This window comes from Micromonospora sp. USAFONa4 (assembly GCF_057197825.1).
In genome coordinates, this window is record NZ_CM170072.1 from 6,256,670 (window position 1) to 6,271,843 (window position 15,174).

6 protein-coding genes are annotated in these 15,174 nt (G+C 75.4%); 4 read left to right on the top strand and 2 right to left on the bottom strand.

Features of this window, described 5'->3' with window-relative positions:
- Nucleotides 1-144: 144 nt before the first annotated feature.
- Together AC0OO9_RS27200 and AC0OO9_RS27205 are read right to left on the bottom strand one after the other, a co-directional pair.
- Nucleotides 145-546 (bottom strand): hypothetical protein, encoded by a 402-nt coding sequence (locus AC0OO9_RS27200; RefSeq protein WP_484513358.1) that lies wholly within the window; start codon nucleotides 544-546, stop codon nucleotides 145-147.
- Complete coding sequence (locus AC0OO9_RS27205) at nucleotides 539-1,297, bottom strand: hypothetical protein (RefSeq protein ID WP_484513359.1); 759 nt, start codon at nucleotides 1,295-1,297, stop codon at nucleotides 539-541. Before AC0OO9_RS27205 ends, AC0OO9_RS27200 begins: the two co-directional genes overlap by 8 nt.
- A 175-nt stretch (nucleotides 1,298-1,472) precedes the next feature.
- Here AC0OO9_RS27205 and AC0OO9_RS27210 point away from each other — a divergent pair, with 175 nt between their 5' ends.
- The 4 genes from AC0OO9_RS27210 (at nucleotide 1,473) to AC0OO9_RS27225 (ending at nucleotide 15,170) form a co-directional block, all read left to right on the top strand.
- Nucleotides 1,473-1,916: a hypothetical protein gene (locus tag AC0OO9_RS27210; RefSeq protein WP_484513361.1), complete on the top strand. Its 444-nt coding sequence runs from the start codon at nucleotides 1,473-1,475 to the stop codon at nucleotides 1,914-1,916.
- Entirely contained in the window at nucleotides 1,913-3,349 is a 1,437-nt protein-coding gene (locus AC0OO9_RS27215; RefSeq protein WP_484513363.1) for a PrsW family intramembrane metalloprotease, read from the top strand. The genes AC0OO9_RS27210 and AC0OO9_RS27215 overlap by 4 nt, the downstream gene beginning before the upstream one ends.
- A gap of 201 nt (nucleotides 3,350-3,550) precedes the next feature.
- Nucleotides 3,551-4,144 (top strand): hypothetical protein, encoded by a 594-nt coding sequence (locus AC0OO9_RS27220; protein ID WP_484513364.1) that lies wholly within the window; start codon nucleotides 3,551-3,553, stop codon nucleotides 4,142-4,144.
- An 883-nt stretch (nucleotides 4,145-5,027) separates the two neighbouring features.
- Nucleotides 5,028-15,170 (top strand): type I polyketide synthase, encoded by a 10,143-nt coding sequence (locus AC0OO9_RS27225; protein WP_484513366.1) that lies wholly within the window; start codon nucleotides 5,028-5,030, stop codon nucleotides 15,168-15,170.
- Nucleotides 15,171-15,174: the final 4 nt, after the last annotated feature.

Here is a 15,174-nt window from a genome sequence, read left to right on the forward strand (position 1 = left end):
GCGCGACAGTCGTCGGCGGTCGCGCCGCCCGTGGTCGGGCGGGGGTGCCGCACCCGCCCGGCCACGGCCCGCGGGGAAGGTGCGCCGGAGCGTCCCGCAGGCCCGCCGGCGCCGACGCTGCGGACCTCGACCAGGGCGTTGCGGTCAGAACACGAGTTCCTCGGCCACCAGTGAGCTCTCGCGGAGCAGTTCCTCGTCCCGGTGCGGCACGGCGTAGCCGCGTTCGCGGATCAGCGCCAGGAACTCGTCGGGCAGGGCCACCCGGTGCCGGTGGACGTGGTAGGCCAGATCGTCGCGCCACAGCCAGTCACCGTCGGTGCGGATCGTCGAACCGTTCATGACCTGTCGCGTCGCGTCGAACGGGTCGTCGGCCAGGTCCATCATGTCGATGAGGACGTAGCCCGCCCTGAGGTAGCGGACGACCTCGTCGACGTCCGGCAGCTCCTCGGCGGAGACGTTGTCGAAGATGCTCTCCTGGACCAGGCCCAGGCCGACGGGTCCCAGCTCGCGGAACATCCCGGCGAACCGCAACGCCGGCTTACCCATCGGTCCCCCCGCCGGGATAGAAGGTCACCCACTGGCCGCCGTTCCTGATCCGAGGAACCTGCCCCGCTGGACCATACCGGTTCACACCGACCGCGTCGGTGGGTGCCAGGACCGTCACCTCCAGCGCGTCCGCGACCTGCTGGGCCGGCGGCGCGACCCCCGCGTCGGGCGCCACGGTGCCCGAGTGGCAGGACACCAGGCGCACCGGGCCGCCGCCGTAGTGCGGATTGCCGCGGATCGCCTCGGCGATCTGCGCCGGGTGGGTGTAGTTCGACGGATGGCCGGCACCGTCCGCCCCGACGACGCCCGGGCGGAAGAGGCCGTTGCGCTCACCGTGCACCACGACGTCGTGGTGGCCGGGCTCGGGTGCGACGGCGTCGAAGTTCCGTAGGGTCGACTCGTCGTAGCCGATGGCCGTAGCGCCGGGGCGGTGGTAGACCGGGTCGCCGCCGGCGAGGTGCGAGTCCGGCGGCCGGGTCGGCGACTGCGGGTGCGCGCGGGCATCGGTCCAGTCCGACCTGCGGCCCATCGGATCCGTCGTCGCCGGTATTCCCATGAGGGCGTTGAGCACCTGCGGGAAGAACACGGCGAACGCCGTGTAGCCGGCGAGGGCGGCACCACCGAGCACCGCAGCCGCGGCGATGCCGACGGCGGGGACCGCTCCGTAGCAGCCGGCGAGGCTGTCGGCCATCCCGCCACAGTCGATGGGTACGCCCTCGGCCAGCACCTCGACCGACACCGCCGCAGACATGGCCTCCCCATCCGAGCGTCGGAAGTGAGCCACGTGAGGGCGCGAGCGCGTGCACCTGGGGGACCGTCGCTTCGGGTTAGGCTAGGTTAACCCACCACCGTGGACGGAGGAAGCCGTGTCGGACGGGGCCGAGCCCACGGGAGACGGGGCCGAGCCCACGGAAGACGACCTTCCGGTGCGCGTGATGACGGTCCTCGGCCTGATCGCGGTGATCGTCCTCCTCGCCTCGGCCGGGGTCCTGGCCGTGTCCTGGCCGACCACCCCACAACGTTCTCCCGCCTTGGCGATCCGGCTGCACGCGTACGACCTGGCGACCGCGCGCATCGTCGATCGACCGCAGAAGAGGTTCCGGCAGGGGCAGATTCCGGCCGCCATCCTCGACGAGGCTGTGGCCGGGGCAGCAGCCACGCGACCCGCGCGGGCGAGCTGGTACGACGCCTTCGGGCACCGGACCAACAGCGTGGACCTGCCGGATCTCGACGACCTGCGGGCCAGGCCGGTGCCGTTGAGCGCCACCTCCGCCGTGCCCGCGGGGACCTACCAGTTCGTGTTGGCCACCGTCCGGGGGAACCGGGCGGAGGAGGTGCTCGTCCGGGTGCACGTGGAGATCGAGCGATGACGGGGACGACCACGCAGCCGAGCGGCGCCCCGCCGCCCCGGTCGGTGGACCGGCCGGTGGCACCGGACCCGGCGGTGGCGGACCCGGCTGCGTACCGGCTCGACCGGCTCGGCGCCGCGCTCACCACCGGTGAGGCGCTGCTGGTGATGATCGCCGTGGCGTCGCTGGTCGCCGTCATCCGGGACGACGGCACGGGGGTACGCGTCCTCGGCATGGTCAGCCTCGGGGCCGCCGGCGTCTCGCTCTTCGTCGCCTGCGTCGCCGCCGTCGTCGTCGCCATGACCTCCGCCACGGGTGGCTCGCCGCGTGACCGCTACAGGACCTGGGCCGTCGGCGGTGCGCTGGCGTTCGCCGCGCCGGCCCTCCTGATCGTGCTTCTCACCCTCCTGCAGGTGGGAGTCGCCTGGCGGGGCGCGCTGCTGAGCATTCCGACGACCCTCTTCGCGCTGTGGACGTTCCGCCGGATGCAGCGCAACCGCAAGCCACCGTGGCGGCTGGTCGTGGCCGCCTTCGCCTGGGGCCTGTTCGTCGCTGCCTACTTCGCCCAGATGGTCGAGGGCGTCCTGCACGTCGTCATCACGGCAGAGCTCATGCCGGGCACCGCGTCGATCGTCAGTCACGCGGCCGCCGCCGCGGTCCCCGAGGAACTGGGCAAGGGCGCCGGGGTCCTCGTGGTCGTCCTGCTCGCCTGGCGGCGCGTCGACGGAATGCTCGGTGGCATCGTCATCGGCGCCTGCGTAGGAATCGGCTTCCAGTTCGCCGAGTCGATGTCCTACATGACCGGGGACTTCGGCGCCGTGCTCTACCAGCACTGGTACCGGCAGGTCACCGGGCTCCTGGTCAGCCACGCCACCTATACGGGGATCATCGGCGCCGGCATCGGACTCGCCATGCAGTTCCGCGACTGGCGACGGCGGGCGGTCTGCGTTGGCAGCGGCTTCGCCGTCGCCGTCGCGGCCCACCTGATCTGGGACGTCTTTGCAATGGGCCGCCTGTACTGGGAGTCCGACAATTCCACGCTCCAGTTGTTCGTTGTGCAGCCGCTGAACCTCATCGTCCTCAAGGGGCCGGCGTTCGCCATCCTGCTGTTTCTCGTCGTCACCGCCCTGCGTCAGGAAACCAGGTCGCTGCTTCGGCAGTTCCGGGGTGAGGCGTGCGACCCGCGCGGCGCGATCACCCGGGCCGAGGTGCCCGTACTGGTGAATCCGTCGCTGCGTCTCCGGATGCGGCTACAGGCGCTCCTGCGTGGTGACCGTCCGGCCTACACGCGGATGAAGCGTCTGCACTCCGCGCAACTGGACCTGGCATTCGCCAGATGGCGCCGCCACCGGGGCGACCCACCGCCGCCGGGGACCGAAGACACGCTGCGGCGGCGGATCCACGATCTGAAGACGGAACGCCCTCCGGTCCCGCCGGCCGCCAACCAGCGGTAACTCCGGCCCGGGCAGGGAATCTGGCCGTCCCCAGTGGAGCTGTGCCACACTGCCCGGGTGACGCTGCCTCCGACGTCCGGCGGTCCTGACGACCAGGGTGTTGCTCCACCGGGACCCGGTAGCGCACCGCCACCGCCACCGCTGCCACCGGCGCCGCCGCCGAAGAACAACGGACCTCTCATCATCGGTGTCATCGCCGGGGTGCTGGCGCTGTGCCTGCTAGGGACCTGCGTGGTCGCGGCCGGTGCGCTGGTCGTCGCCAACAGGGGCGACGACGGCCGGCCGGTGGCCGTCGCGGACGGACCCGCGCCCGTGCCGTCGCCGACGACACCCCCACCACCGACCACGTGGGAGACGTCCGCTCCGCCTGAGGCACCGCCCACGACCGAGGCGGCCCCACCCCCGCCGCCCGCGAAGATCGGGCAGTGCATCGTCGTCAGCGAGGACGGCGACTTTTTGGGTATCGGCAACTGCAACGGCACGCGGGGCACCTATCGGGTGGTGTCGGTGGACTACGACCAGGGCGCGTGCGCCGATCCCAAGTCCGCGTACATCGGGGAGGACGGCTACCGCCTGTGTCTCGAGCGCCACCTGGTGCGCAACTACTGCTACAAATTCCCGAAGGGCAATGGCTGGATCGTCGGCGCGTCGAAGTGCAAGGCGAAGGGCACGGTGCACATCGTCGACATCGTCCCGGGGGCGGCCAACGACAGAAACTGCACTCGGGACTACCGGTGGAACCGCTGGTACCGGTTCACGCACCCGACCGTCGTCTATTGCGTGATGCAGTACTAGCGGATTTCCGTGACGATTCCGCTGCCGACGCTTCGCGCATTGGCCCGGTGACGACGACAGTTCCGGTGGCTCCGCAGCACACGTGACGCCCCATTCCGCGGCACGTCGCAGGCGATCGTCGACGGCGGTTCCAGCCGGGCGGCCACCCACCGCTGGATTTCCCGGCATTCCGGTGGGCGTCCTGGCCACCCTGCTCGGGATGCCCGCGGCCCGGCTCGCAGGCGAGGCGTGTCCCGGCGGGCGACCGTGCCGGGCTGCGGGCCAGCCCGTGACCCGGTGGCGACGCCACATCGGTGCCGAACCAACGGTACGAGGTCCGCCACGGCGCGTACACCTCGGGCGCATCCCGCCCCGGCCAGGCCTGGACCTCGCATGGCCGGCATCGAGGTGGTCGGCGGGCCGGAGGCCAGCGGCCCACCGGACCCCGCCGACGATCTGCCGTTTCGTCCTACCTGGGGGACGTTCTCGGCCCGACACCCGCAGGCCGGACGACCGCGGCCTCGCCCACCGGGCGTCGTGCACCCCGTGCCGCCTCGCAGCCGCTACCCTGGCGCCAGGTCTCCGTCGGTCGTCGATTCGCTTGGCGGCTAACCGATCTGCCGGAGCGCCGCTCTTATCGATCACCGCCACGCTGGGCCGACCTCCCCGCCCGGCAGTCCCTAACGAAACACGGGCTAGGGGCACCCGTAGGGGCACGCTAGGGGTTGTGACCGCCGTCCGGCGACAATTACCTTTCGTCCGGCGCGTAAGACCTGGTGGGGGCTGAAACGCTTTTTGTCTGGCAATTCGTGGTCGGCTGAATGGGCTTAGATCTTCGCGGCTTGTGGCGTCTGTGGACGGTATTGGGTCGCCTGTTTCTTTCCGGCCCGAAGAGGTGGCGTCAATGGCGACTGAAGATACGCTCCGGGAGTACCTGAAATGGGTGACGGCGGACCTTCACCAGACCAGGAGGAAGCTCGGCGAGCTTGAGGCGGCCAACCGGGAGCCGATCGCCATCGTCGGCATGGCCTGCCGGTTCCCGGGCGGGGTGGGCTCGCCCGAGGAGCTGTGGGAGCTCGTCGACTCCCGCCGCGACGCCTTCTCCGCGTTCCCCGCCGACCGCGGCTGGGACCTGGCGCGGCTGTTCCACCCGGACCCCGACCACCCCGGCACGTCGTACGTCGCCGAGGGCGGCTTCATCGACTCCGCCACCGAGTTCGACGCCGCGTTCTTCGGCATCTCGCCGCGCGAGGCGCTCGCCATGGACCCGCAGCAGCGGCTGCTGCTGGAGGCCGCCTGGGAGACGTTCGAGCACGCCGGGCTCGACCCCTCGGCGTTGCGCGGCCACCAGGTGGGGGTGTTCGCCAGCACCACCGGCCAGGACTACGTGGGCCTGCTCCAGCAGCCGCCGCCCGGCACCGAGGGCTACATCCTCACCGGCACCGCGGCCAGCGTCGTGTCCGGCCGGATCTCGTACGCGCTCGGCATCGAGGGCCCCGCCGTCACCGTCGACACCGCCTGCTCGTCGTCGCTTGTCGCCCTGCACCTGGCCTGCCAGGCGCTGCGGCAGGGGGAGTGCACCCTGGCGCTCGCCGGCGGGGCCACCATCATGTCCACCCCGTCCGCCTTCATCGGCTTCAGCCGCCAGCGGGGCCTGGCCATGGACGGCCGGGTCAAGTCGTTTGCCGCCGCCGCCGACGGCACCGCCTGGGGCGAGGGGGTCGGCCTGCTCCTCGTCGAGCGGCTCTCCGACGCGCGGCGCAACGGCCACCCCGTCCTCGCGGTCGTACGCGGCAGCGCGGTCAACCAGGACGGCGCGAGCAACGGGCTGACCGCCCCCAACGGACCCTCCCAGCAGCGGGTCGTGCTCCAGGCGCTGGCCAGCGCCCGGCTCGCCCCGGAGCAGGTCGACGTCGTGGAGGCACACGGCACCGGCACCACCCTCGGCGATCCCATCGAGGCCCAGGCGCTGCTGTCGACGTACGGGCAGGGCCGGCAGCCGGACCGGCCGCTCTGGCTCGGCTCGGTCAAGTCGAACATCGGGCACACCCAGGCCGCCGCCGGCGTGGCCGGGGTGATCAAGATGGTGATGGCGCTGCGGCACGAGACCGTGCCGGCGACGCTGCACGTCGACGAGCCCACCCCCAACGTGGACTGGACGGCCGGCGCGGTGTCGCTGGCGACCGAGCCGCAGCCGTGGCCCGCCGGGGAGCAGCCCCGCCGCGCGGGCATCTCCTCCTTCGGCATGAGCGGCACCAACGCCCACGTGATCATCGAGGAGGCGCCCGCCGCCGACCCGGCCCCCGTGGACGCCCCGGACGGCACCGCCGCCGCGACCGACGCGGTCGCCGTGCCGGCCGCCGCCGACACCGCCTGCGTCGACGGGGCCGGCCTCGTGCCGGTGCTGGTCTCCGCCCGCGACGCCGAGTCCCTGGCCGCCCAGGCGACCCGCTGGGCCGACTGGCTCGACGGCCGCCCCGAGCTGCGGCTGACCGACGTCGGCTGGTCGTCGGCGCGTACCCGGGCCAGCCTCGAACACCGGGCCGTGCTGCTCGCCGCCGACCGCGCCGCCCTGGCCGACGGCCTGCGCGCGCTCGCCACCGGCGGCGACGCCTCGGGCCTGGTCACCGGCGCCGGCCCGCGCGGCGGCAAGCTCGCGTTCCTCTTCTCCGGCCAGGGCGCGCAGCGCAGCGGCATGGGCCGCGAGCTGGCCGCCGCGTTCCCCGTCTTCGGTCGGGCGCTCGCCGAGGTCTGCGCCGAGCTGGACCGGCACCTGCCCCGCCCGCTCACCCCCGTGCTCTTCGCGCCCGAGGGCGACGAGGCCGCCGGGCTGCTCAACCAGACCCTCTACACCCAGGCCGGCCTGTTCGCCGTCGAGGTCGCGCTGTTCCGGCTCCTGGAGAGCTGGGGGATCGTCCCGGACGTCCTGCTCGGCCACTCGATCGGCGAGCTCTCCGCCGCGCACGCGGCCGGCGTGCTGTCGCTGCCCGACGCCGCCACCCTCGTCGCCGCCCGGGGCCGGCTGATGCAGGCCCTGCCGGCCGGCGGCGCGATGCTGGCCGTCCAGCTCCCCGCCGACGCCGTCCGGGCCGCCCTGGCCGGCGTCGAGGACCGGGTCGCCGTGGCCGCCGTCAACGGGCCCACCGCCGTGGTCGTCTCCGGCGCCGCCGACGCCGTCGAGGAACTCGAACGCCGCTGGGCCGACCAGGGCGTACGCACCAGGCCGCTGCGCGTCAGCCACGCCTTCCACAGCCCGCTGATGGAACCCATGCTCGCCGAGTTCGCCGCCGTGGTGCGCGGGCTGGAACTGCACCCGCCGACGCTGCCGATCGTGTCCAACCTGACCGGCACGGTCGCCGACCCCGACGAGATCCGCACCGCCGACTACTGGGTCCGGCACGTGCGGGAGGCCGTCCGGTTCGCCGACGGCGTCGACCAGCTGCGCGCCCTCGGTGTGCGTACGTTCCTGGAGGTCGGCCCCAGCGGCGTGCTCACCGCGCTGGCCCGCGACGTCCTGACCGCCTCCGGCACCGACGACGACACCGCCGCCGTGGCGCTGCTGCGCCGCGACCGCCCCGAGCCCGCCTCCGCCCTCACCGCCCTCGCCGAGCTGCACGTCGGCGGGGTCGAGGTCGGCTGGGCGGAGCTGTTCGCCGGCGCCGACACCGCGCGGGTGCCCCTGCCCGCGTACGCCTTCCGCCGGCAGCGCTTCTGGCCCGAGCCGCCGCCCGCCGCCCCCGACAGCGTGGCGGCGGACGGCGACGACGACTTCTGGACCGCCCTGGAGCAGGCGGACGCCGACACCCTGCGCGGCGAGCTGGGCGACGACGACGAGCAGGTCCGGGCGCTGCTGCCGGCCCTGCCCGTGCTCACCTCCTGGCGCCGCTCCCGGCGGGAACGCTCGCTGGTGGACGGCTGGTCGTACCAGGTGACCTGGCAGCCCGTGCCGGTCGGGGACGGCGACGGCCCGGTGGGCCGCTGGCTGGTCGTGCTGCCGGCCGACGACGCGCCGGCGTGGGCCGACGGCCTGGCCGGGCTCTTCGGCGACGACGAGCCGCTGGTGCTGCGCGTCGGCGCGGCGGACCTCGACCGCGCGGCGCTCGCCGCCCGGCTGCGGGACCTCCTCGACGGCCGGCCGGTCGACGGCGTGCTCGCCGTGGTCGCCGGCCAGGACCGGCTGCTGGCCGAGCACCCCGGTGTGACCCACGCCGCGGCCAGCACCCTGGCCCTGGTCCAGGCGATGACCGACCTGGACCTGGTGGCGCCGCTGTGGTGCGTCACCAGCGGCGCGGTCGCGGCGGCCCCGGGCGACCGGGTCGCGCACCCCTTGCAGACCGAGGTCTGGGGCCTCGGCCGTGCGGCGGCCGTCGAGCAGCCGCACCGCTGGGGCGGCCTGGTCGACCTGCCGGCCACCGTCGACGACGCCACCACCCGGCGGCTCGCCGCCGTGCTGGCCGGTCACGTCGGCGAGGACCAGGTGGCCGTCCGGCCCGGCGGGACCTGGGCCCGCCGGCTCACCCCGGCCCCGCCTGCGGCGGACGAGCCCCCCGCCGGCGACTGGTGCTCCGGCGCCGTCCTGGTCACCGGCGGGACCGGCGCCCTCGGCGGCCACGTCACCCGCTGGCTGCTCGGCCGCGGCGCCGGGCGGGTGGTCCTGGCCAGCCGCCGGGGCACCGCCGCCCCGGGCGTGGCGGACCTGCTCGACCGGTACGGCGCCGACGGGCGGGTCACCGTCGCCACCTGCGACGTCACCGACCGGCGCTCCGTGGCGGAGCTGGTGGACGTGCTGCCCGACCTGACCGCGGTCGTGCACGCCGCCGGCACCGACCAGCTCACCCCGCTGACCGACACCACCCTCGACGAGTTCTCCCACGTCGTCGCGGGCAAGGTGCTCGGCGCCCTGCACCTCGACGCCTGCCTCGCCGAGCGCGACCTCGGCGCGTTCGTCATGTTCTCCTCCATCTCCGGGGTGTGGGGCAGCGCCGGGCAGTGCGCCTACGGCGCCGGCAACTCCCTGCTGGACGCCCTGGCCGTCAACCGGCGCGACCGGGGCCTGCCGGCCACCGCCGTCTCCTGGACGGCCTGGGGCGGCGAACACGGCATGGCCGCCGAGAACGTGGCCACCGAGCAGCTCAACCGGATGGGCCTGCCGCCGATCGACCCGGAGAAGGCGCTCGTCGCCCTCGACCGGGCGCTGCGCCGCCCGACGCCCTGCGTGACCGTCGCCGACGTCGACTGGACCCGGTTCCACCCCGCGTTCACCGTGGCCCGGCCCAGCCCGTTCCTGGGCGGCGTGCCGCAGGTGCGGGCGCTCGTCGCGCAGGAGGAGGAGGCCGCCGCGCCCACGGGCGGGGTCGCCGCGCCGCTGCGTCACCTCGCGGCGCTGCCGGCGGTGGAGCAGGAGCGGGAGCTGCTGCGGCTGGTCAACGAGCAGACCGCGGCGGTGCTCGGGCACGCCACCCCCGACGAGCTGCGCGGGCGCCCGTTCAAGGACCTCGGCTTCGACTCGCTGACCGCCGTGGACTTCCGGGGACGGCTGAACGCGGCCACCGGCCTGCGGCTGCCCACCACGCTGGTCTTCGACTACCCCACCCCCGCCGAGTTGGCCGCGCACCTGCGCGAGTTGGTCTCCGGCGCCGCCCCGGCCGACGCCCCGCAGACCGTCGTCGTCGACGCCGACGAGCCCGTCGCGATCGTCGGGATGGCCTGCCGCTACCCCGGCGGCGTCGACGGGCCGGAGGCGTTCTGGCGGCTGGTCGCCGACGGGGTGGACGCCATCTCGCCGTTCCCCACCGACCGGGGCTGGGAGATCCCCGAGCCGGCGGAGGGGACGCACCCCCCGGCGGGCGGCTTCCTCTACGACGTGGCGGACTTCGACCCCGCCTTCTTCGAGATCTCGCCCCGCGAGGCCCTCGCCATGGACCCGCAGCAGCGGCTCGCCCTGGAGACTTCCTGGGAGGCGCTGGAGCAGGCCGGGGTGGACCCGGCGACGCTGCGCGGCACCCGTACGGGCGTCTTCGTGGGCGCCTCCACCTCCGGCTACGGCACCGGCCTCACCGAGGTCCCCGAGGGCGTCGAGGGCTACCTGATGACCGGCGCCGCGCACAGCGTGATCTCCGGCCGGGTCGCGTACGCCCTCGGGCTGGAGGGACCCGCCGTCACCGTCGACACCGCCTGCTCCTCGTCGCTGGTGGCGCTGCACCTCGCCGGGGCGGCGCTGCGGCGCGGCGAGTGCGACCTGGCGCTGGCCGGCGGCGTGGCCGTGATGGCCACCCCCACGGCGTTCCAGGAGTTCTCCCGCCAGGGCGGCCTCGCCTCCGACGGGCGGTGCAAGTCCTTCGCCGCCACGGCGGACGGCACCGGCTGGTCCGAGGGCGTCGGCATGCTGCTCGTGCAGCGGCTCTCCGACGCCCGGCGGCAGGGCCGCCGTATCCTCGCCGTCGTACGCGGCTCCGCCGTCAACTCCGACGGCGCGTCGAACGGCCTGACCGCCCCCAACGGCCCCTCCCAGCAGCGGGTGATCCGGCAGGCGCTCGCCAGCGCCCGGCTGGCGGTCACCGACGTGGACGTCGTCGAGGCCCACGGCACCGGCACCGTCCTCGGCGACCCGATCGAGGCGCAGGCCCTGCTGGCGACGTACGGGCAGGACCGGGGCGACGCGGGCCCGCTGCTGCTGGGCTCGGTCAAGTCGAACATGGGCCACGCGCAGGCCGCCGCCGGCGTGGCCGGCGTGATCAAGATGGTGCTGGCCATGCGGGAGGGCACCGTACCGGCGACGCTGCACGTGGACGAGCCGTCGCCGCACATCGACTGGTCGGCCGGCGACGTGGAGCTGGTGACCCGGTCCCGGCCGTGGCCGGCGGTCGACCGGCCCCGCCGCGCGGCGGTCTCCTCATTCGGGATCTCCGGCACCAACGCCCACGTGGTCGTCGAGCTGCCCACCGACGCGCCCGCCGACGCCGGGGCGGCCGACGCTCCGACGCCGTCGGCCGCCGGTGCGGAGGTGCGGGAACGCGCCGCCGGGCTGGTCGCCGCCGACGTGGTGGTGTGGCCGGTCTCGGCCCGTTCGACCTCGGCGCTGGCCGCGCAGGCGTCCCGGCTGGCCCGGCACCTGCGGGCCCACCCCGGCCTCGCCCCGGCGGCGGTCGGCTGGTCCCTCGCCGCGACCCGCTCGGCGTTCGACAGGCGCGCCGCGGTGCTCGGCGCGACCCCCGGCGAGCTGCTGGCCGGCCTGGACGCGCTCGCCGCCGGCACCCCGGCCGGCAACGTGCTGACCGGCACCGTCGCCAACCACGGCGCCGGCCCGGTGTTCGTCTTCCCGGGCGTCGCCCCGGCGGGCGCGGCGGCCGGACTGGTGGGCCGCTGCCCGGTCTTCGACGATGCCCTCGCCGAGTGCCGGCAGGCCCTCGCCCCGTGGGTCGACGTCGACCCGGCCGCCCTGCTGACCGGCGCGGACGCCTCCTGGGGCGAGCGGCCGGAGCTGGCCCGGCCCGTGCTGTTCGCCGTCGGGGTGGCGCTCGCCGCCGTCTGGCGGCACGCCGGGCTCACCCCGGCCGCGGTCGTCGGCGACGGCGACGGCGAGGTCGTGGCCGCCCACGTGGCGGGCCTGCTGTCCCTGTCCGACGCCGCCCGGACGGTGGCGCTGCGGGCCCGTGCCGCGGCGGGCGAGCTGGGCCCCGACGGCCTCCGCGCCGGCCTGGCGGGAATCGCGCCGCAGCCCGGGACCGCCCGGCTGGCCTCCACGCTCACCGGCGACTGGGCCGATTCGGCCCGCCTCGGTGCCGACCACTGGGCCGACCTCCGCGCCGACGCCCCGGCCGACTCCGCAGCCGCGCACCTGGCCGGCCAGGCCGGCCCGGGGACCGACGAGGCGGCCCGGCCGGAGCAGCTGGACGCCGCCCTGCGCGCCGCCGTCGCGGCCGGACACGTGACCTTCGTGGAGATCTCGCCGGAGCCGGCGCTGACCGACCGGGTCGCCGCCGTCCTCGACGCGACCGGCGTCACCGGCCACGTCCTGGAGACCCTCGCCGGGTCGGCCGACGCCGCCACCCGGCTGCTGACCGGCCTCGCCACCGCGCACACCCTCGGCCTGGCGGTGGACCACCGCAGGCTGCTGCCCGAGGCAGAGCCCGTCGACCTGCCCACGTACGCCTTCGACCGGAACCGCTACTGGCTGGAGCGCACCGGCGCCCACCGCTCGGTGCTGCCCGCCGTGGGCCTCGACGTGGTCGACCACCCGCTGCTCAGCGCGGTGGCCGACCTGCCCGGCGACGAGGGGCTGCTGTTCACCGGCCGGATCACCCTCGCCACCCACCCCTGGCTCGCCGACCACGCCGTGCTGGGCACGGTGCTGCTGCCCGGTACGGCCCTGGTGGAGCTGGCGTCCTGGACCGGCCGGCAGGCCGGCACGGCGACCGTCGCCGAGCTGAACCTGGAGGCGCCGCTGGCGATCCCCACCGAGGGAGGGATCGACCTGCGGGTCCGTGTCGGCCCGCCGGACGAGACCGGGCACCGGCCCGTCGCCATACACACCCGGCGCGACGACGACACCGGCCCCGACGGTTCCCGCGCCTGGCAGCGGCACGCCTCCGGCCAGCTCGCCGACACCGTCGACCCGGAGCCCGCTCCGGCCGCCGTGTGGCCGCCCGCCGACGCCGAGCCGATCGCCCTCGACGGGCTCTACGCCCGGCTCGCCGCCCAGGGCTACCACTACGGCCCGGTCTTCCGGGCGCTGCGCGCCGCCTGGCGGTCGGGCCCGGACATCCTCGCCGAGGTCGCCCTGGACGCCGACGCGTCCACCGACACCACGGCCTTCTCGGTGCACCCGGCCCTGATGGACGCGGCACTGCACGCCATCGGCGCCAGCGCCACGGCAGGCGCCACCGACGCCACGGCCGGCGACCCCGCCGGTGGCGCGTCGGGCACCGAGGGCGGCCCCGACATCCGCCCGGGCCTGCCGTTCACCTGGTCGGGCGTGACCATCCGGCCCACCCGCGCCCGCGAGCTGCGGATCCGGCTGCGCGCCACCGACGCCTCATCCGTGGCCCTGACCATCACCGATACCGGCGCCACCCCGGTCGCCTCCGTCGACGGTCTGGTCCTGCGGCCCATCTCCGGCGAGCAGCTCAGCGCCGCCCGCCGGTCGGCCAGCCGGTCCCTGCACCGCCTCGACTGGGTCGCCCCCGCAACCGGCCGCGCCGACGGCACGTCCCGGCTCGTCGCCCTCGGCGACGACTGGCCCGGCGCCGACCGGCACCCGGACCTCTCCGCGCTGGTCGCCGAGGTGCGCGCAGGCGGTCCGGTGCCCGACGCGGTCCTGGTGACCTGCGCCGGACCGGCCGCCGACGAGCCGCACCCGGCCGCCCAGGCGCACCGCGTCGCCCACCGCATGCTCGCGCTGGCCCAGCAGTGGCTCGCCGAGGAGGCACTCACCGCTTCCCGGCTGGTGGTGGTCACCCACGGCGCGGTCCGCGTCGACCCGGACGAGCGGATCGCCGACGTGCCGGCCGCCACCGCCTGGGGCCTGCTGCGCTCCGCGCAGTCGGAGAACCCCGACCGGATCGTGCTCCTCGACGTCGACGACGACGCCTCGGCCGCCGCGCTGCTGCCGGCGGCCCTGGCCACCGGCGAACCCCAGCTCGCGGTACGCGCCAGCCAGCTCCGGGTGCCCCGGCTGACCCGGCTCGGCCCGCCCCCGGCCGAGGCGTCCGGCCCCGACCTGGCCGCCGGCACCGTCCTGGTGACCGGGGCGACCGGCCTGCTCGGGCGGCTCGTGGCGCGGCGGCTCGTGACCCGGCACGACGTACGGCACCTGCTGCTGGTCAGCCGCAGCGGGGCGGACGCCCCGGGCGTCGCCGCGCTTGTCGACGAGCTGGCCGGACTGGGCGCCACAGCCCGGGTGGTCGGCTGCGACGTCACCGACCGCGACGCGCTCGCCCTGCTGGTCGACCAGCTCCCCACCGACCTGCCGCTGACCGGCGTGGTGCACGCGGCCGGGGTGCTCGACGACGGCGTCCTGCCCGCGCTCACCCCGGACCGCTTCGACACCGTGCTGCGCCCCAAGGTCGACGCGGCCTGGCACCTGCACGAGCTGACCGAGAAGCTGGACCTGGCCGCGTTCGTGCTCTTCTCCTCGGCGGCCGGCCTCTTCGGCGGCCCCGGGCAGGCCAACCACGCGGCGGCGAACTGCTTCCTCGACGCCCTCGCCCAGCACCGGCGCGACCGGGGACTCCCGGCGCTCTCGCTGGCCTGGGGACCGTGGGTGAACGACACCGGCGACGGCCAGACCGGGCACGTCGACGAGGCCCGGATGAACCGGGGCGGCTTCGTCCCGCTCGGCGCCGACGAGGGCATGGACCTGTTCAGCGAGGCGCTGCGCTTCGCCGAGCCGGTGGTCGTACCGGTCAACCTGGACCTCGCCCTGATCGGCCGGCACGGGCCGGCGGCGGTGCCGCCGGTGCTGCGGTCGCTGGTCCGGCCGGCGACGACCGGCGCGGTACGGGCCGCCGAACGCGATCCGGCCGAGGCGCTGCGGGAGACCCTCGCCGCCACGGCGGAGGCCGACCGCGACCAGGTGCTCTCCGACCTGGTCCGCACCCACGCCGCGGCGGTCCTCGGCTACGCGTCGATCCGCTCGATCGACGTCGAGCGCGGCTTCGTCGAGCTGGGCTTCGACTCGCTGACCGCCGTCGAGTTCCGCAACCGGCTCAACGCGGCCACCGGCCTGCGGCTGCCGTCCACGCTGATCTACGACCGGCCGACCACGGCCGCGCTGGTCGAGTACCTGCGGGGCGCGCTGCTGGCGGAGCGGAGCACCTCCGCGCTGACGGTGCTCGGCGAGCTGAACAAGCTGGAGCACGCCATGCGGGCGGTGGCCTCCGCCGACACCGACCGGGCCGCCGTCGGCGCCCGGCTGCGTGAACTGCTCTCCCTGTGGACCTACACCGAGTCCGGTGCGGACTCCGCCGCCGACGAGGGCACCAGCCTCGAGTCGGCCTCCGCCGAGGAGATCTTCAGCCTGCTGGACGAAGAGTTCGGCTCGGCCTGAACCG